At 33.8% G+C, this 17,880-nt stretch carries 19 protein-coding genes; 17 read left to right on the forward strand and 2 right to left on the reverse strand.

The window, feature by feature from the left end:
• Positions 1–159 precede the first annotated feature (159 nt).
• Together alaS and FOF46_RS05195 are read left to right on the forward strand one after the other, a co-directional pair.
• The gene (gene alaS, locus FOF46_RS05190) at positions 160–2,790 is read left to right on the forward strand and encodes an alanine--tRNA ligase (RefSeq protein ID WP_143915709.1); all 2,631 of its coding nucleotides are present in this window, start codon (positions 160–162) and stop codon (positions 2,788–2,790) included.
• Positions 2,791–2,840: 50 nt separating this feature from the next.
• The gene (locus FOF46_RS05195; RefSeq protein ID WP_109433882.1) at positions 2,841–3,788 is read left to right on the forward strand and encodes a GSCFA domain-containing protein; all 948 of its coding nucleotides are present in this window, start codon (positions 2,841–2,843) and stop codon (positions 3,786–3,788) included.
• 6 nt (positions 3,789–3,794) lie between these two features.
• Here the strand turns inward: FOF46_RS05195 and FOF46_RS05200 are convergent, their stop codons facing one another.
• Positions 3,795–5,555 carry an aromatic amino acid hydroxylase gene (locus FOF46_RS05200; protein ID WP_143915710.1) on the reverse strand — a complete coding sequence of 587 codons (1,761 nt, stop codon included), beginning with the start codon at positions 5,553–5,555 and terminating at the stop codon, positions 3,795–3,797.
• Positions 5,556–5,954: 399 nt separating this feature from the next.
• Between FOF46_RS05200 and FOF46_RS05205 the strand changes: the two genes are divergently transcribed.
• Positions 5,955–7,619: a T9SS type A sorting domain-containing protein gene (locus FOF46_RS05205; RefSeq protein ID WP_143915711.1), complete on the forward strand. Its 1,665-nt coding sequence runs from the start codon at positions 5,955–5,957 to the stop codon at positions 7,617–7,619.
• 23 nt (positions 7,620–7,642) lie between these two features.
• Here the strand turns inward: FOF46_RS05205 and FOF46_RS05210 are convergent, their stop codons facing one another.
• Entirely contained in the window at positions 7,643–8,080 is a 438-nt protein-coding gene (locus FOF46_RS05210) for an META domain-containing protein (protein WP_143915712.1), read from the reverse strand.
• Between the two features lie 199 nt (positions 8,081–8,279).
• Between FOF46_RS05210 and FOF46_RS05215 the strand changes: the two genes are divergently transcribed.
• The 14 genes from FOF46_RS05215 (at position 8,280) to FOF46_RS05275 (ending at position 17,743) form a co-directional block, all read left to right on the forward strand.
• Complete coding sequence (locus FOF46_RS05215) at positions 8,280–8,849, forward strand: TetR/AcrR family transcriptional regulator (protein ID WP_109433878.1); 570 nt, start codon at positions 8,280–8,282, stop codon at positions 8,847–8,849.
• 102 nt (positions 8,850–8,951) lie between these two features.
• Positions 8,952–10,025: a 1,2-phenylacetyl-CoA epoxidase subunit PaaE gene (gene paaE / locus FOF46_RS05220; RefSeq protein ID WP_143915713.1), complete on the forward strand. Its 1,074-nt coding sequence runs from the start codon at positions 8,952–8,954 to the stop codon at positions 10,023–10,025.
• Positions 10,026–10,125: 100 nt separating this feature from the next.
• Positions 10,126–11,106, forward strand: a complete 981-nt coding sequence (paaA, locus tag FOF46_RS05225) for a 1,2-phenylacetyl-CoA epoxidase subunit PaaA (protein WP_143915714.1) — start codon at positions 10,126–10,128, stop codon at positions 11,104–11,106.
• 54 nt (positions 11,107–11,160) lie between these two features.
• A complete protein-coding gene (gene paaB / locus FOF46_RS05230; RefSeq protein ID WP_109433875.1) occupies positions 11,161–11,445 on the forward strand; it encodes a 1,2-phenylacetyl-CoA epoxidase subunit PaaB in 285 nt (94 codons plus the stop codon).
• 69 nt (positions 11,446–11,514) lie between these two features.
• Positions 11,515–12,270, forward strand: coding sequence for a 1,2-phenylacetyl-CoA epoxidase subunit PaaC (gene paaC, locus FOF46_RS05235; protein ID WP_143915715.1), 756 nt, complete (start codon positions 11,515–11,517; stop codon positions 12,268–12,270).
• Positions 12,271–12,328: 58 nt separating this feature from the next.
• Positions 12,329–12,832: a 1,2-phenylacetyl-CoA epoxidase subunit PaaD gene (gene paaD / locus FOF46_RS05240; RefSeq protein ID WP_143915716.1), complete on the forward strand. Its 504-nt coding sequence runs from the start codon at positions 12,329–12,331 to the stop codon at positions 12,830–12,832.
• Positions 12,833–12,894: 62 nt separating this feature from the next.
• Positions 12,895–13,260, forward strand: a complete 366-nt coding sequence (locus FOF46_RS05245; RefSeq protein WP_143915717.1) for a VOC family protein — start codon at positions 12,895–12,897, stop codon at positions 13,258–13,260.
• Positions 13,261–13,264: 4 nt separating this feature from the next.
• The gene (locus FOF46_RS05250) at positions 13,265–14,044 is read left to right on the forward strand and encodes an enoyl-CoA hydratase-related protein (protein ID WP_143915718.1); all 780 of its coding nucleotides are present in this window, start codon (positions 13,265–13,267) and stop codon (positions 14,042–14,044) included.
• 90 nt (positions 14,045–14,134) lie between these two features.
• Complete coding sequence (locus FOF46_RS05255) at positions 14,135–15,319, forward strand: 3-hydroxyacyl-CoA dehydrogenase NAD-binding domain-containing protein (protein ID WP_143915719.1); 1,185 nt, start codon at positions 14,135–14,137, stop codon at positions 15,317–15,319.
• A gap of 10 nt (positions 15,320–15,329) precedes the next feature.
• Positions 15,330–15,740: a PaaI family thioesterase gene (locus FOF46_RS05260; RefSeq protein ID WP_200825068.1), complete on the forward strand. Its 411-nt coding sequence runs from the start codon at positions 15,330–15,332 to the stop codon at positions 15,738–15,740.
• Positions 15,741–15,770: 30 nt separating this feature from the next.
• Positions 15,771–15,968, forward strand: a complete 198-nt coding sequence (locus FOF46_RS32935; protein WP_262713248.1) for a four helix bundle protein — start codon at positions 15,771–15,773, stop codon at positions 15,966–15,968.
• A complete protein-coding gene (locus tag FOF46_RS32940; protein WP_262713249.1) occupies positions 15,922–16,134 on the forward strand; it encodes a four helix bundle protein in 213 nt (70 codons plus the stop codon). The genes FOF46_RS32935 and FOF46_RS32940 overlap by 47 nt, the downstream gene beginning before the upstream one ends.
• A gap of 82 nt (positions 16,135–16,216) precedes the next feature.
• The gene (gene pcaF / locus FOF46_RS05270) at positions 16,217–17,428 is read left to right on the forward strand and encodes a 3-oxoadipyl-CoA thiolase (RefSeq protein WP_109433869.1); all 1,212 of its coding nucleotides are present in this window, start codon (positions 16,217–16,219) and stop codon (positions 17,426–17,428) included.
• Between the two features lie 93 nt (positions 17,429–17,521).
• Complete coding sequence (locus FOF46_RS05275; protein WP_143915720.1) at positions 17,522–17,743, forward strand: RND family efflux transporter; 222 nt, start codon at positions 17,522–17,524, stop codon at positions 17,741–17,743.
• Positions 17,744–17,880: the final 137 nt, after the last annotated feature.

The raw sequence follows: 17,880 nt of genomic DNA on the forward strand, positions 1-17,880 counted from the left end.
CAAATATAGTAAAATGTTGTAAAGTCAGGAAAAAACTGACAAATATCGGTTGAGTATCTTTTTTACGAAAGTGATTTAATATGTTGGTTATGAGTAAAAAAGGTGTTTTTTTGATTGGTATAATAATATTCAGATTTAGAATTTATAAAATTTAAAAGCGTGAAATCCCAAGAAGTAAGAAATCAATTTTTAGAGTTTTTTGAATCAAAAAAACATAGCATTGTAGCCTCAGCACCAATGGTGATTAAGGATGACCCTACATTGATGTTTACCAATGCTGGGATGAACCAATTTAAAGAGTTTTTTCTGGGGAATGGTATTCCGAAAAATAATCGTTTAACAGATACCCAAAAATGTTTACGAGTAAGCGGTAAACATAACGACTTAGAAGAAGTTGGTATGGACACGTATCATCATACGATGTTCGAGATGCTAGGGAATTGGAGTTTTGGTGATTATTTTAAGAAAGAAGCCATTCAGTGGGCTTGGGAATTGCTGACCGATGTTTATAGTATAGATAAAGATATACTCTATGTTTCTGTTTTTGAAGGAGCAAAAGACGAAAATCTTGAGATGGATCAGGAGGCTTATGATTTATGGAAAGACATTGTTCCTGAAGATCGAATCATCATGGGAAATAAAAAAGATAATTTCTGGGAAATGGGTGATCAGGGGCCTTGCGGACCTTGTTCTGAGATTCATGTTGATATACGTTCTGCAGAAGATAAAGCTAAGGTTTCTGGTCGTGATTTAGTCAATGCAGATCACCCACAGGTTGTAGAAATATGGAATCTGGTTTTTATGCAATATAATAGGAAGGCTAACGGATCTTTAGAAAAACTGCCATCCCAGCATGTGGATACAGGAATGGGATTCGAACGCCTGTGTATGGTATTGCAAGGAGTGAAATCGAATTATGATACTGATGTTTTTACTCCTTTAATCAGAGAGATCGAAACGATTACAAATTCTACATATGATAAAGATAGCTTACCAACTGATGAAGAAGGAAAAGTTAGTGTGGCCATTAGAGTGATAGCCGATCATGTTAGAGCGGTGTCATTTTCTATTGCAGATGGTCAATTGCCTAGTAATAATGGAGCTGGTTATGTAATTCGTAGAATTTTACGAAGAGCTATTCGATATGGTTTTACTTTTTTAAACACAAAAGAACCATTTATCTATAAATTGGTTGAAACATTAAGTAAGCAAATGCGTGATGCTTTTCCAGAATTAAAAACGCAAAAGAATTTAATAGTTAATGTAATTAAAGAAGAAGAACAATCTTTTTTAAGAACCTTAGATCAAGGGTTGGTATTATTAGACAATGTTATTAGAGAAACTAAAGGTAAAATTATTTCTGGAGAAAAGGCCTTTGAATTATATGACACCTTTGGTTTTCCTATTGATTTGACAGCTTTAATCTTAAGTGAACAAGGTTATGAATTGGACGAAAAAGGGTTTAAAGCAGAACTTCAAAAACAAAAAGATAGATCAAGAGCTGCTTCTCAAGTTTCTGCAGGAGACTGGGAAGTGTTGTTAGAAGGTACAGAAGAAGAGTTTATAGGGTATGATCATCTTACTACCGAAGTAAAACTTACAAGATATCGTAAAGTGAAGAGTAAGAAAGATGGAGAATTGTATCAATTGGTTTTCAATAAAACTCCGTTTTATCCAGAAGGAGGAGGACAAGTTGGTGATAAAGGGTATCTAGAGGTGCCTAATGGTGATGTGGTATATATTATTGACACTAAAAAAGAGAATAATCTGATCATTCATTTTACTAAAAATTTACCAAAACATCTTGATAAGACATTAACAGCAGTGGTGGATGAAAAACAACGATCCAGATCTGCGTCTAATCATACAGCAACACACCTTATGCACCAGGCTTTAAGAACGGTTCTAGGAACGCATGTAGAGCAAAAAGGGTCAATGGTACATAGTGGTAGTCTGCGTTTTGACTTTTCTCATTTTGCAAAAGTATCAATAGAAGAACTCAAAGAAGTTGAAGATTTTGTAAATGCTAGGATCAGAGAACAACTTCCTTTACAAGAGCAACGAGGAATTTCATATGATCAGGCAATATCAGAAGGAGCTATTGCCTTATTTGGAGAGAAGTATGGAGATAAAGTAAGAGCTATACGATTTGGAGAATCTATGGAATTGTGTGGAGGTACCCATGTTAAAAACACTGGTAGTATTTGGCATTTTAAAATTACTTCAGAAAGTGCAATTGCAGCAGGGATTCGTAGAATTGAGGCAATTACAGGTGACGCGGCAAAAGAATATTTTACATCTCAATCAGAGTCATATGGAAAAGTGGTTTCAGTGCTCAAGACTAAGGACCCTATAAAAGCAATCACGTCACTTCAAGATGAAAATACAACGCTAAAAAAACAAATAGAAGCACTTCTTAAGGATAAGGCAAAAAACTTAAAAGGAGAGCTTAAATCAGAATTTGCAGATGTACAGGGAATTCAATTCTTAGCTAAGAAAGTTGATTTGGACGCTGCCGGAATTAAGGACTTGTCTTTCGAACTTGGTAGCGAATTAGACAATGTGTTTATAGTGTTTGGTACAGAACAAAACGGTAAAGCGTTACTGTCTTGCTATATTTCTAAAAATCTTGTAGAGGCACGACAATTAAATGCAGGTCAGGTCGTTCGTGAATTGGGTAAATATATCCAAGGCGGTGGCGGTGGGCAACCATTTTTTGCAACTGCTGGGGGTAAAAACCCTTCAGGGATAGAAGATGCATTAGATAATGCCAAACAATATTTAGGATAATAATAAGAGCTTATCCCTTTTTAATTGTTAAGGAGTGAAGTGAAGAGTTTATGAAACTACAAACCAAAATACGATTACAATCTCAGGAACCTAAAATTGATTATAAATCAGAAGTAGTATTGTTGGGGTCCTGTTTTGCAGAGAATATTGGAGAAAAATTTGAGTATTTTAAATTCAAAAATAAAATAAATCCTTTTGGAATTTTGTTTCATCCAAAAGCCATTGAAACATTTCTCTGGATGGCTACTCAGGGAGAAAAATATACCAAAACGGATTTGTTTTTTAGTAATGAACAATGGCATTGTTTTGATGCACATTCTTCCTTAAGTAATTCTAATCAGGATTTGTTACTTTTTGAATTAAATGATGCATTGGTTCATACACGAGCTAATATAAAATCGGCAACTCATATTTTCATAACACTGGGTACGGCTTGGGTATATCGTTTAAAATCATTGGATATGATTGTGGCAAATTGCCATAAAATTCCGCAAAGAGAATTTGAAAAAGAACTTTTGTCAATTGATGAGATAGATCAGTGCCTTCAAAATTGTATACATCTTGTAAAAAGTCTTAATCCAGAAGTGCAAATTATTTTTACCGTTTCTCCAGTACGTCATAGTAAAGATGGATTTGTAGAAAATAATAGAAGTAAATCTCATTTAATAGCTTCTATACATCATATAATAGATGATAATAAAAACCTGCGGTATTTTCCTTCTTATGAGATTATGATGGACGAGCTAAGAGATTATAGGTTTTATGATACCGATATGATTCACCCCAGTGCCTTAGCAATTCAATATATTTGGGAGCGATTTTCATCGATATGGATTTCCGAAAAAACTACTCATACGATGAGTAAGGTAGAGGAAATTAAAAAAGGAATGTCACATAGACCTTTTAATCCAGAAAGCGAACAGCACCATAATTTTTTAGAGCAATTAGAGTATAAAAAATACCAACTTCAGGAACAGTACCCATTCATGGATTTTTAAAAGTGTTTATGCGATGGTTAAGTTCTTATTGATGATTTCTAGTCCGCTATTTATTAAATGGCTAATATTAGGTTTTTTAGATTTTATTGCTTCCAGATGCTTTAGGGTTTGTGCTGCAAATTTAGCATCTTTTTCATATATCAATTCATAAATCTCTAAAGGAAGTAACCAGTCATTAGAATGGTCTTTTTCTAAAATTTCAAATACCGCTTCCAATGAAAATCTAGTATTTTTACCTTCTCTGATGTTTTTGACAGATTGATATAAAGAGTGTAGTTCTGTTTGAGCTTGAGAATAAGTGCGTTTAGTAGTGATCGAGGAGGCTTTATGGGTAACGAGATCGAATGAGTGATCATCGGCAGGGCCGGAAAAAGCAGATACAATTTCGTTTCCTACTGCAAGATCAAATGTTCCCCAATCGGGTCTAAAAAGATATTCTCCTTTATACTTTGTTGTACATTCGCTAAATTGAATTAAAATCAATTCTCCTTTTATGTTTCGCATACCTGTGATGTTATTTCCGGCAACGGTAATTCCACTTTCAAATTCAAATTCGATATATTCTCCATCATAAAAATTGTAAGCTTTTAAATCTCGGGGAGACATGTTTTCTATTGCGAGATTGATTCCTTTGAGCTTACCAATCGGTGATCTGAAACCATTAGGATGAGCATCAATTCCATGACTTATAAGTTCTTTTTCTCTAAATGAAAGAGCAGTTTCTCCTTTCGTTTCAAAATAAATTACCTCATTATCTTCATTTTTGATCATTCGGGTAAAAGTCCCTGAAACCTGTAGTCCTGTGCTTAATTCTATAGTGCCCAGATTCTCAGACTCTATAAGCTTAGCAAGTCCTCTATGGCCTCCTTTTCGTAGCGCCATAGTATCTGCAAATTCTTCTAAGACTTGACATAAGTATGCAAAATCTGGGGTAACAAACAGTTGAGGTTGAGGTTTTGTAATATCAAAATCCTGAAATGCAGCATCTGGAGAATACGGTATTTTTTCCACCTGATCAGTCATACACCATTCGCTTTCACCAATAGAAGATAGTAGGCCTGCTCCATATATTTTTGGATTATCTGTTGTGCCAATTAACCCATATTCTACAGTCCACCAATGCAGATTACGTATTAATGCCATTTCAGAAGGAGTCTCTTTTTGATTCTGCAATTGTTCGATCTTTTTTTCAGCATTTTGGATATCTTTTGGATCGGTATCATATGCCTCTTTTAAAATTGAAAGCTCACGCACCGCTTCATACATATCATAATCTTTTTTAGAAGAAATAGCTTTACAACCAATTTTTCCAAAACGACGAAGGTATTCTGCATAATCTGGATTAGCAATTATGGGAGCATGTCCTGCAGCCTCATGAATTATATCGGGAGCAGGAGTGTATTCTATATTTTCAAGTTGACGGATATCAGAAGCAATAACAAGAATATTATAGGCTTGAAACTCCATAAAAGCATTAGGAGGTATAAAACCATCAACAGCCACAGCTGCCCAACCTATTTTTTTAAGAATTCTATTCATACCATACATGCTCGGAATTTCATCAGTAGAGATACCGGTCTTTTTTAATCCATTTAAGTAAGAATCATGAGCTGCTTTTCGAAGCGAAGTGATGTTTTTTCGCATAACATATCTCCATACTGCCTGATCAATTGGAGTATACTCTTCATAATTTTGTGGTTTTATGAATTGTTTTAAATGCTCTGGAAGCCTTTCAATTAGGGGATTAGATACTATATTTTGAGACATAGAAAAAAAATATTTTTGATCAAGACAATTTAAATGGGAAATTAATAGTTTTATTTTGATATCGATACCAATAGTAGCGAGTTTTATTTTAGAATAAGAATTTGGTGATTTTGAGTATTATTTTTCTGTTAATTTTAAATAGATTTTAATCTTTTTTAAGTTAATAAAATAGAAAGGGTAGGGTATTTGGTAGATAAATTGTTTTATATTAATACAGAAAGAACAAATTGTAAACCAGATAACCTTCTATATGATTTTCTCAAAAATCATATAGAATAAAGAGAATAAAGGCATTTATCTGTTTTGATTGTTAAGTTTTAGAATTTAAAATAGCTAAGATAACTTTGTGTTCTTCTTATTATAGTTAAATTTGTTTTCATTACATAAAAATATATAGTTGTGAGATTTAAGCTGATAGTATTAGGATTGATTTTTACGTTAGGAACAATAAATGCTCAAGTTAGTAACGAGGGTACACCTTTTAGCTGGAGTATGCAGACCAAAAAAAGTATTGTTCCTACATTAATGAAAAGCTTTGATTTGAATAAGCTTAAGGTTGAAGATGCTAAGAATGATAAAAATAAGTCACTTCCCTGGAGATTTGGATATGAACTCAAAGTAGATCTGAATCTTAAGAATTCTGGAGTTTGGGATAAATTAGAAAACGGAGATAGAATTTGGAGACTTAATATCATATCTAAAGAAGCAAAATCGATAAGCTGTATTTTTGATACTTATAAAATACCAAGAGGTGCGACTTTATATATTTATAATAATGATAGAACAGATCTGTTAGGAGCTTATACTAATATTTTTAACAGGCCTGACCAAAAATTAGGTACTTGGCCTGTAATGGGAAGTAATGTTTGGTTAGAGTATTATGAGCCTTCTTCAGTTGTGGGACAAGGTGAATTGAGTATTTCCAAAATTATACATGGATATCGTACTATTGGCGATGCTAAAATTACACAAAAGTTAAATACATCGGGAGATTGTAATCAGGACGTTGATTGTACAGTCGGTAGTGATTTTGATCCGATAAAAGAAAGATTAAAACATTCTGTAGCATTTATCGTTATGCAAGGGTTTGTGTGTACAGGAACCTTAATCAACAATACTAGTAATGATAAAGCTCCATATTTTTTAACAGCGAATCATTGTAATGCAGGAGATGAGGCTACATGGGCGTTTCGTTTTAATTGGATTAGCCCGGATCCTTCTTGTGGGACTACTTTAAATAGTCCTGATGCTACTGTAGAACAAACAACTAGTGGGGCTACTCGAAGAGCGTCTAATCCAGAGTCAGATTTTAAATTATTAAGCTTGGACGGTGGTTTGGATCCATCCTGGGATTTAGAATGGGCTGGTTGGGATAGAAGAAATATAGCTTCAAGTTTTGCAGTAGGTATTCATCACCCTTCTGGGGATATTATGAAGGTGTGTAGAGAAGATAAAGTACTTACTGATATTAAGACAGATATTGGAGGTATCCCGGATCCGGTGGATTCTTGGAGAGTAGAGGATTGGGATATAGGTGTTACAGAAGGAGGGTCTTCTGGGTCAGCTCTTTTTAATCCAGAAGGAAGAATTGTAGGACAGCTTGCCGGTGGTGGAGCTGCTTGTGCAGGTACAGATGATAATGGTCTTTCAGATTTTTATGGTAGATTCAATATCTCTTGGGATTTTGGAAACTCTGATTCAAATAGACTTTCTAATTGGTTGGATCCAACAAATACAGGTAGAGAAACCCTGGATATGCTCTCGGTAGAAGGAGAGGGTACAGTTACTCCACCAGTTGTTACACCTCCGGAAGAGGGAGAAGAGGTAGTTGTCTTTTTTGATACAGAAAAAGCTGTAATTACAATTGCTAATGGTCCAGAAGACGTTTTAGAGTATATCATTTATAATATTTCTGGACAGCGTATCGGTTCAGGTCAATTATCTTTAGAAAAAGAAGATATTGATATGAATGATAGGTCATCTGGATTGTATTTTGTTTATGTTAAAAACGCAACGAATGGGACTTCGTTTACAAGAAAAGTAATTGTAAGTCAGCGATTATAAACTCCAGGTGTTAATTCATCATATTATTCTTTAGGCTTTTTTATCCCAGAGAATAATATCTTTTTCGTTTCATCTTTTAAGAATAAAGAATCTTCAGTAATGATTCTAACCTTAGATTGAATTAATGTTTTGAAAAATTCTTGTTCTAATTTAGCATTTTCTTCGCAATACATCTTTGTGGCAATAGGATAGCCAAAGGAGATATCTTCTTTATCTATGGTGTATTTGGATGAAAAAGTATTGCATCCAGAATTTCCAGTAGCAGAATTACGTTTTTCATCAAACGTAATATATAATTTTTTGTTGGAAATATTATTTCCGTTAAGCGTGGCAATCAAAAAAGTGATTTCCTGATCAGTTTGGCTCTCTTCTTCTTGATGATTAGCTGTTTTCTTTTTTTCATTACAAGTGTTAGTGTTAGAAAATAGTAGAGAGAATAAAATAATTACTAGATATTTCATGAGAATCAGGTTTTTATGATTTCTGTGACCAAAATTATGCCATTTAAAGCGGTAAATTAATGATAATCTTGGTTTTTAATCGTAAAAAGATATGTTATATGAGATTAAAATTTATTTTTGATAGGGAAAAATGTAAATATCTTCTAATGAAATGAATGTGATTGTGATTTTCATCTATAGATAAAATAAATAAAAACAAATGAAACCCGAAAGTAGAAAGCAAGAAATTATTAATGCTGCATCAATCCTCTTTACAGAGAAAGGATATAGCGCTGTTACCATGAGAGATCTGGCAAAAGCTATGGGTATTAAAGCAGCAAGTTTGTATAACCATATACAATCAAAACAAGAGATTTTATCTACTATTATCATAGATCTTGCAGAAGAATTTACGACAGGAATGAATCAAATCATAAACTCTGATGTAGGCTCAATTCAAAAGTTAGAAAATATTATCAGTTTGCACGTAGATGTTACTTTGCGTAATGCAGATGGACTAGGTTCTCTTAATAGTGATTGGATGCATCTCGAAGAAGAAAATCTTATATATTTCGAGAAAATGCGACATGATTATGAAGAGAATTTTAGGAATATAGTCAAAAAGGGAGTTGAAAAAGGAGAGATTAAACCGTATAATATCGAGATTATGGTGTTTTCTACACTGTCTACTTTAAGAACATTGTATTTGTGGTATCCAAATCAAAAAAATATCGATTCTGATATATTAAAACGTGATATGATATCAGTACTCCTTAAAGGAGTTGTATAGTGTTTGTTTTTTTGAGGATTTAAAATTAACATATAATTATTTGTGATTCAAACTAACAATCGTTAGTTTTGTTTAACTATAACGATATAGTTAAATTAGAGTATGACTGATTTTTATCCCATAAAAGTTTCTGAATTGAATAAAGAAACTAAGGACTGTACTTCGATAACTTTTGATGTACCAGAAGCGCTCAAAGATAAATTCGTTTATAAACAAGGACAACATCTTACGCTCAAGACAACCATAAATGGAGACGAGGTTAGACGTTCCTATTCTTTATGTTCTAGTCCAGTTGAAAATAAGTGGCAAGTGGCTGTTAAAAGGATTAATGGAGGTCTGTTTTCAAATTTTGCAAATAATGTTTTAAAAGTAGGAGATGTCATAGAGATTATGCCTCCTGTTGGAAATTTTTATGTAGAGGTTAACCCTTCTAGACCTAAAAATTATATTGTTTTTGCAGCAGGAAGTGGTATTACTCCAATATTGTCGATTATAAAGACGCATTTGATATCAGAACCAAATAGTACTTTCAAGCTATTTTATTTGAATCAAAACGTTAAATCAATTATCTTTAAAGAAGAGATTGAAGCACTTAGAAATACATATTTTGGTCGGCTAGAGATATTTTACTTTTTGACCAAAGAGCAACGAGATATTCCGTTACTCAATGGACGGTTTACAGCAGAAAAAATACAAGAACTTGCAGATAAGATAATTGATATTTCTAGTGTTGATGAATGTTTTGTTTGTGGACCTGAGGAAATGATATTCTTGATTAGAGATGAATTGGTGGGCGCAGGACTAAGTAAAGAAAAAATTCATTATGAGTTGTTCTTTTCTGGAGCTACTGATGAGGATAAGAAAAAAGTAGCAGAAGTGCTGGATCATAAGTTTGATGGAACCGAAGTTACAATCATAGATGGAGGAAAGGAATTTCACTTTGCTATGGATGATGATCACGATAATATTTTGGATGGAGCTTTGGCTTCTGGAGCAGATCTTCCTTTTGCTTGTAAAGGAGGTGTATGTAGTACATGTAAATGTAAAGTTATTGAAGGAGAGGTACAAATGAAAGTAAATTATGCATTAGAAGAAGACGAAGTCGCCAAAGGCTTGGTTTTATCTTGTCAGGCAGTACCTACTACAGAAAAAGTAGTTGTTGATTTTGATGTTTAGAATCCTTGTTTGTAAATAAAAACAAAGATGAAGAGTATAATTTGGAATTGTAATTCTGTTAAGGCAGGAGTCCATTTTTCATAATAAAAATAGAATTGTTATGAGCGAAAAAGAAGTAAAAAACATAGGGGCTGAGCAGAGTCGAAGCCTAGAGGAAATCTTTGATCAAAGAATTGCTAGGGATGAAAAGATTGAACCAAGAGATTGGATGCCAGAAAAGTACCGAAAAACACATATTAGGCAAATCTCCCAACATGCCCATTCAGAAATTGTAGGAATGTTACCAGAAGGAAATTGGATTTCCCGAGCACCTTCTATGCGCAGAAAAGTAGCGTTACTAGCCAAAGTACAGGATGAAGCTGGTCATGGTCTCTATCTTTATAGTGCTTGTGAAACACTTGGGATATCAAGAGATGAGTTATATGAACAATTGCATACAGGTAAAGCAAAATACTCCAGTATCTTTAATTATCCAACAATCACATGGGCAGATATTGGTGCTATTGGCTGGTTAGTAGATGGTGCGGCTATTATTAATCAGGTACCTTTATGTAGCACTTCTTATGGACCATATGCAAGAGCTATGGTACGTGTATGTAAAGAAGAAAGTTTTCATCAACGTCAGGGATATGAGATAATGATGACATTAGCAAAAGGAACACCAGAACAAAAAGAATTAGCGCAAGATGCTTTAAATCGATGGTGGTGGCCTTCATTAATGATGTTAGGGCCTACAGATGCAGAATCTGTGCACACAGAGCAATCTATGAAATGGAAATTAAAACGTAAAACTAATGACGAGCTACGTCAGCAATTTATAGACCAAACTGTTCCACAAGCAGATTTAATAGGACTTGCAATTCCAGATCCAGAATTGAAATGGAATGAAGAAACTGGCCATTATGACTTTGGAGAAATTGATTGGGATGAGTTTTGGCAGGTAGTAAAAGGTCATGGTCCATGTAACAAAGAACGTTTATCGGCTAGAGTAAATGCTTGGGAAGAAGGAGAATGGGTGCGTGATGCAGCAATGGCCTATGCAGAAAAACAAGACACTAAGAAACTTAAAAAAGTGATATAATAGTTTTTGCTTAAACAGTTGGATAAGTGAATTTAGCTAAAAAAATATAAACAGATGAAAAACAATTGGCCACTTTGGGAGGTGTTTGTAAGAAGTAAGAATGGCTTAGAACATCGCCATTTTGGAAGCCTACATGCTGCAGATGCAGAAATGGCTTTAGAAAATGCTAGAGATGTATATACACGTAGGAATGAAGGAGTAAGTATATGGGTTGTAGAATCCAAACATATTACAGCCTCAAACCCCGAAAATAGTGAAGAACTTTTTGATCCTGCTCAGGATAAAGTATACAGACATCCTACCTTCTATACATTACCAGATGAAGTAAAGCATATGTAAGAAGCAAGAATGAAGTCACCCTGATCGAAGTCGAAGGGTAATACATGCTTAACTAAAGCAAACTTAAAAATGAAAAACGAAAATAAAATACAATACATCTATGGGATCGCCGATAATGCTTTAATCCTTGGTCAGCGATTATCAGAATTATGTGGTCATGGACCAAATCTGGAAACTGATATTGCAATGACCAATATGGCATTAGATCTATTAGGGCAGACACGAAGTTATTATCAATATGTAGCACAACTGTCGGGAGATGATAAAACCGAAGATGATATTGCCTTTTTAAGAAGTGAAAGACAATATAAAAATGTACTCCTGGTTGAGCAACCTAATAGGCATTTTGGCTATGTGATTACAAGACAGTTCTTTTATGATGTTTTTCATTTACTTCTTTTACAGGAATTACAGAATAGTAGTGATGAAACCCTTTCAGCTATAGCCAAAAAAGGAATTAAAGAAGTAAGTTATCATCAACGATTTTCATCAGATTGGATAAAAAGATTGGGAGATGGTACAGAAGAAAGTCATCAAAAAGTTCAAGAGGCAATTGATGACCTTTGGAGATTTACAGATGAGTTATTCCATATGACAGATGATGATGATATGGCTTTGCAAGATAATATTGGGGTAAATACTATTGCTCTTAAAGAAAGATATGTACAAATGGTAAAAGAAGTGTTTGACGAAGCAACACTTACAATACCTGAAACAAAATGGTTTCAAAAAGGAGGTAAGCAAGGAGTGCATAGCGAACATATGGGGTATTTACTTTCTGATTTGCAATATATGCAACGTGCATATCCAAATATGAAATGGTAATCAACTTGGATAGTATTGTCATCCTTAACTTGTTTTAAGATTAGTATTCGATAAAATAATGACTGTACAATTAGAACAACATATTGATCCAAAGTTAATTCCAATTCTGGAAGGAGTTCATGATCCAGAAATTCCGGTATTGTCCATTATGGATATGGGAGTTGTTCGTTATGCGCAAATGCAAGAGAATATTGCTAAGATTAAAATCACTCCAACATATAGTGGTTGTCCGGCAATGGATGTTATTGGGGATGATATTATTGATGCTTTTACAAAAGTAAATATCAAAGCTGAGGTTTCCTTGGTGTTATCACCAGCGTGGACTACAGATTGGATTACGTCAAGAGGTAGAAAAGCATTAGAAGTATACGGAATTGCAGCACCTCTTTCTGAAGAAGCTGATAAAGAAGCATTATTGGGCAATAAGAAGATTGTAAAATGTACTCAATGTGGTTCAATACATACAAAATTAGTAAGTCAATTTGGCTCGACTGCCTGTAAAGCACTTTTTCAGTGTGAGGATTGCCTCGAACCTTTTGATTATTTCAAATGTTTAAAATGACAACTCCATTACCCCGATGATTGAAAGTAGAACAGTAGAGTCTCAAAAGTAATATTAGAATAATGTTAGGATTAAGGACAACAATATATAAAGTTGATGATTTGGATAAGGCTAAGAAATGGTATTCTGAGGCTTTTAATAAAACACCATATTTTGATGAACCTTTTTATGTTGGATTTAATATCGCAGGATATGAACTAGGATTATTACCAGAACAAGCTCTAGAAGACAAAAAATCTGGAGGAGTATTATCATATTGGGGTGTTGAGGATATACATTCAACATATCAAAAATTACTTCAATTGGGAGCTGTCGAACATGAAAAACCAACAAATGTTGGAGGAGAAATAATGGTGGCCTCTGTAAAGTGTCCTTGGAATAATATTATAGGAATTATTTATAACCCAGAATTTAAAATAGAGAATTAAAAATATGTCTTCAATCCAATTGCAAATTGAAAATGGAGTAGCACGGGTAACGTTAAACCGTCCAGAAACATTTAATAGTTTTAATAGAAAAATGGCTTTATTGTTGCAAAAAACATTAGACGAATGCAATACAAATGAAGAAGTAAGAGCAATAGTTCTTACCGGTAATGGAAAAGCATTTTGTGCAGGCCAGGATCTCAATGAAGTTACCTCACCCGAATTAAATCCGGGTTTTAGAAAAATACTTGAAGAACATTATAATCCAATTGTAGAAAAGATAAGAACAATAGAAAAACCAATTGTTGCTGCAGTAAATGGCGTGGCTGCTGGAGCAGGAGCAAATATAGCTTTGGCTTGTGATATTGTTGTCGCTTCTGAAACTGCTAGTTTTATTCAGGCCTTTAGTAAAATTGGATTAATTCCTGATAGTGCAGGAACTTTCTTCCTGCCTAGATTAATTGGCTTTCAAAAAGCATCAGCATTAATGATGTTAGGAGATAAAGTATCTGCAAACCAAGCTGAAGAATTAGGGATGCTGTATAAAGTGTTTTCTATTGAAACTTTTGAAGAAGAAGTGACTAAACTAGTTTCAAAACTGGCAAAAATGCCAACAAAGGCTCTGGGACTAACCAAAAGGTTATTAAATCAATCTATGGTCAATACGCTTAAAGAACAATTGGCAATGGAATCAGATTTACAGATAGAAGCTGCAGAAAGTGAAGATTATACAGAGGGTGTAAATTCATTTATAGAAAAAAGAAAACCAATATTTAAAGGCAAGTAAATTAAAAATATAAAACAGAAAAATGATAAAGGTAAAAGTGATTAGAAATAGAAGGAAACTTTAGACTTTTATATTTTACATTTAAAATTTATGATTTATAAAGTAGGAGTAATAGGATCAGGAACAATGGGAAGTGGTATTGCCCAAGTAGCTGCCACGGCTGATTGTAAGGTAAAAGTATTTGATACAAAACAAGAAGCTTTAGATAAAAGTAAAGCAGCTCTGGAGAAAGTTCTTTCTCGTTTAATAGAAAAAGGAAGAATAGATGAAACTGAAAAAATTCGTATACAATCCAATATTTCATATGTAAATACTTTAAAAGAGCTTAAAGATGCAGATCTAACCATTGAGGCTATTATTGAAGATCTTGATATTAAAAAGAAAGTGTTTTCAGAATTAGAAAGTTATGTTTCAGAAGATACAATTATTGCTTCAAACACCTCTTCTTTATCCATTGCTTCCATAGCTTCTTCATTGCAAAGACCAGAACGATGTATAGGGATTCATTTTTTTAACCCGGCACCTTTAATGAAATTAGTTGAAGTAATACCAGCGGTACAGACTTCTACTAAAGTTATGGATAAGGTTGTGAGCATAATTAAGGATTGGAAGAAAGTAGTTGCAATAGCAAAAGACACCCCTGGATTTATTGTAAATAGAGTTGCAAGACCTTTTTATGGAGAATCGTTACGAATTTATGAAGAAGGGTTAGCTGATGTAGCGACTATAGATTGGAGTCTAAAAACTTTGGGAGGGTTTAGAATGGGACCTTTCGAATTGATGGATTTTATTGGTAATGATATTAATTATACAGTGACAGAAACCGTTTTTAAGGCCTTTTATTATGATGCTAGATATAAACCCTCTTTTACCCAAAAAAGATTATCTGAAGCAGGATATTTAGGAAGAAAATCAGGCAAAGGATATTATGATTATGGTACTAATGCCGTAAAACCATTTCCAAAAGAAGATGCAGCACTAGCAAAGTATATTTTTGATAGAGTATTAGTAATGTTGATAAATGAAGCTGCAGATGCACTTTTCTGGAATATTGCTTCTGCAGAAGATATTGATAATGCAATGACCAAAGGGGTGAATTATCCAAAAGGATTATTAACCTGGGCAGATGAAAAAGGAATTGACTGGTGTGTTAATACATTAGACAGTTTATACGATGAGTATCATGAGGATAGATATCGATGTAGCCCATTGTTAAGAAGAATGAATAGGGAGAAAAAAACTTTTTTCAGCAAGAAATTAGTTTCAGATAACTAGTATAATAAGAATGATAAAATCAGAAACTATTCCTCATAAGATGCTGTCTCAGGACGCTTTCAGTAAATGGTTAGGAATCGAGGTGCTCGAAGTTGTAAAAGGGAGGTGTAAAGTAGGAATGACGATACGAAAAGAAATGCTTAATAGCATGGGAAAAGCACATGGTGGAATTAGCTATTCATTAGCTGATACTGCTTTTGGCTTTTCGGCTAATACTCATGGAAAATATGCAGTCTCTATAGAGACTTCTATCAATCATATTGAAGCCTTAGAAGAAGGAGATTATTTAACCGCAGAAGCAGTAACAGATATTGCTAAAACCAAGGTTGGTTTCAATATTGTTGAAGTAAAGAGAGGAAATGATATTGTAGCGTTGTTTAAAGGAGTAGTATATAGAACCAGTAAAGACTGGGAAGAATAAATGTAAAACTGAAAAATATAAAATTTAAAAGTGAAAACTGTTCAGAAATATGATCTTCAGTTGAGGCTAGTAAAGTTTTCAGCAAGTATTATTCTTAATGTAAATGCATTAAACAAGTTTTTTGCATCTGAACATTTGACTAAGCAATTAATTCGCTCTGTTACTTCGGCTGCATTAAATTATGGAGAAGCTCAAAGTGCAGAATCGAGAAGGGATTTTTATTCATAAAATGAAAATATGTCTTAAGGAGTTAAGAGAGTCACAAGTAAATCTACAGATTTTAAGTGAGGCAAAATTAATTAACGATTATGATAAGTTTGATAAGATTATACAAGAATGTAAGGAACTAGTAGCAATTTTTACCACTAGTATTAAAACATCAAATACAAAATAAAATATAAAACTAAAAAGGTGAAATTGTAAAAATTGAAGATGAAACTTTTGATTTTTCAATTTTACATTTAAAATTTAAAATTTTGAAAGAAGCATATATCATAGATGGAGTGCGAACTCCGATAGGGAGTTATAAAGGAACATTGTCGGCTGTGAGAACAGATGATTTAGGAGCCTTGGTAATTGAAAAATTAATAGAAAAGAATCCAAATATTCCAAAAGAAGCTTATGATGATGTAATTATGGGATGCGCTAATCAGGCAGGTGAAGATAATCGTAATGTTGCAAGAATGTCTGCATTATTAGCAGGTCTTCCTTTTAACGTTCCGGGAGAAACGATAAATCGTTTATGTAGTTCTGGGTTATCTGCAATAGTTCATGCAAATCGTGCAATTAAAACTGGAGACGGAGATCTTTTTATTTCTGGAGGAGTAGAAAATATGACACGTGGACCTTATGTAATAGCTAAGCCATCATCTGCTTTTGGTAATGATTCCAAAATGTATGATTCTAGCTTTGGATGGCGTTTTGTAAACCATAAAATGCATGAACTTTATGGAACAGATGGTATGGGAAATACTGCAGAAAACTTAGTAGAGAAATATAATATTTCTCGTGAAGATCAGGATGCATTTGCATATTGGAGTCAGATGAAAGCTGCCGCTGCACAAAAGTCGGGAAGGTTGGCTAAAGAGATAGTAACAGTAGAAATCCCCCAGCGTAAAAAAGAACCAATTCTTTTTTCCAATGATGAGTTTATAAAAGCAAACACCACTAAAGAAGTATTAGGTAAGCTTCGTGCAGCCTTCAAAAAAGATGGAAGCGTAACTGCAGGGAACTCCTCAGGACTTAATGATGGTGCAGCAGCAACTATAATTGCATCTGAAGATGCTGTAAAGAAATATGACCTAAACCCCATTGCAAGAATCGTAAGTTCTGCTGTGGTTGGAGTAGAACCAAGAATTATGGGAATAGGCCCCGTTCAAGCATCTAATAAGGCATTAGAAAAAGCAGGGATTACAATGGATGATGTAGATGTTATCGAACTTAATGAAGCTTTTGCTTCTCAGGCGTTAGCGTGTATAAGAGAATGGGGATTAGCAGATAATGACCCAAGAATAAACCCTAATGGCGGATCAATAGCAATAGGACATCCATTAGGAGTAACGGGCGCCAGAATAGCATATTCGGCAGCTTTAGAATTAAAAGAACAAAATAAACGATATGCTTTAATCACAATGTGTGTTGGAGTAGGTCAAGGATATGCTTGTGTAATAGAAAATACAAGTTTGTAAATTAAGTATAACCATAAAGGGAATTAGATTATAATTCCAGCGTAGGCTGAATCCATTTTAAAAAAGAATAAGATGAATCTGAGAAACGCAAGAATGAACTTAAGGAAGGCTAAAATTAACTTAAGTAATGCAAGAATTGATTTGAGGAATGCAAGAACGAATTTTAGAAATGTTAGAATAGACTCAAATAGTACAAAAATGAACTTAAGAAATGCAAGAATAGACCTTAGAAATGCACTTATAGGTCTTAGGAATGCAGGAGTAGAATTAGAAGACGCAAGAATTGGTATGAGGGATGTAAGAATGAAATTATAATATAAAGTACCCGTTGTGCATTTAGAAAAAGTTGCGCAAACTGCTAAAAGGCAGTAAATTGTAGTTACGACACTATAATTCATATGCACAACTTTCAAGCAAATTACGATAAAATACTCAAGGTTTTAAAAGGATTA

It is taken from the genome of Aquimarina algiphila, assembly GCF_007489275.1.
Taxonomy (GTDB): Bacteria; Bacteroidota; Bacteroidia; order Flavobacteriales; family Flavobacteriaceae; genus Aquimarina; species Aquimarina algiphila.

What these genes read in the sequence shown, in the direction of transcription:
- FOF46_RS05195 (WP_109433882.1), top strand. Translation starts at nt 2,841, where the DNA reads ATGAAACTACAAACCAAAATACGATTACAATCTCAGGAACCTAAAATT.
- FOF46_RS05200 (WP_143915710.1), bottom strand. Translation starts at nt 5,555, where the DNA reads ATGTCTCAAAATATAGTATCTAATCCCCTAATTGAAAGGCTTCCAGAG.
- FOF46_RS05210 (WP_143915712.1), bottom strand. Translation starts at nt 8,080, where the DNA reads ATGAAATATCTAGTAATTATTTTATTCTCTCTACTATTTTCTAACACT.
- FOF46_RS05215 (WP_109433878.1), top strand. Translation starts at nt 8,280, where the DNA reads ATGAAACCCGAAAGTAGAAAGCAAGAAATTATTAATGCTGCATCAATC.
- paaE (WP_143915713.1), top strand. Translation starts at nt 8,952, where the DNA reads ATGACTGATTTTTATCCCATAAAAGTTTCTGAATTGAATAAAGAAACT.
- paaA (WP_143915714.1), top strand. Translation starts at nt 10,126, where the DNA reads ATGAGCGAAAAAGAAGTAAAAAACATAGGGGCTGAGCAGAGTCGAAGC.
- paaB (WP_109433875.1), top strand. Translation starts at nt 11,161, where the DNA reads ATGAAAAACAATTGGCCACTTTGGGAGGTGTTTGTAAGAAGTAAGAAT.
- paaC (WP_143915715.1), top strand. Translation starts at nt 11,515, where the DNA reads ATGAAAAACGAAAATAAAATACAATACATCTATGGGATCGCCGATAAT.
- paaD (WP_143915716.1), top strand. Translation starts at nt 12,329, where the DNA reads ATGACTGTACAATTAGAACAACATATTGATCCAAAGTTAATTCCAATT.
- FOF46_RS05245 (WP_143915717.1), top strand. Translation starts at nt 12,895, where the DNA reads ATGTTAGGATTAAGGACAACAATATATAAAGTTGATGATTTGGATAAG.
- FOF46_RS05250 (WP_143915718.1), top strand. Translation starts at nt 13,265, where the DNA reads ATGTCTTCAATCCAATTGCAAATTGAAAATGGAGTAGCACGGGTAACG.
- FOF46_RS05255 (WP_143915719.1), top strand. Translation starts at nt 14,135, where the DNA reads ATGATTTATAAAGTAGGAGTAATAGGATCAGGAACAATGGGAAGTGGT.
- FOF46_RS05260 (WP_200825068.1), top strand. Translation starts at nt 15,330, where the DNA reads ATGATAAAATCAGAAACTATTCCTCATAAGATGCTGTCTCAGGACGCT.
- FOF46_RS32940 (WP_262713249.1), top strand. Translation starts at nt 15,922, where the DNA reads ATGGAGAAGCTCAAAGTGCAGAATCGAGAAGGGATTTTTATTCATAAA.
- FOF46_RS05275 (WP_143915720.1), top strand. Translation starts at nt 17,522, where the DNA reads ATGAACTTAAGGAAGGCTAAAATTAACTTAAGTAATGCAAGAATTGAT.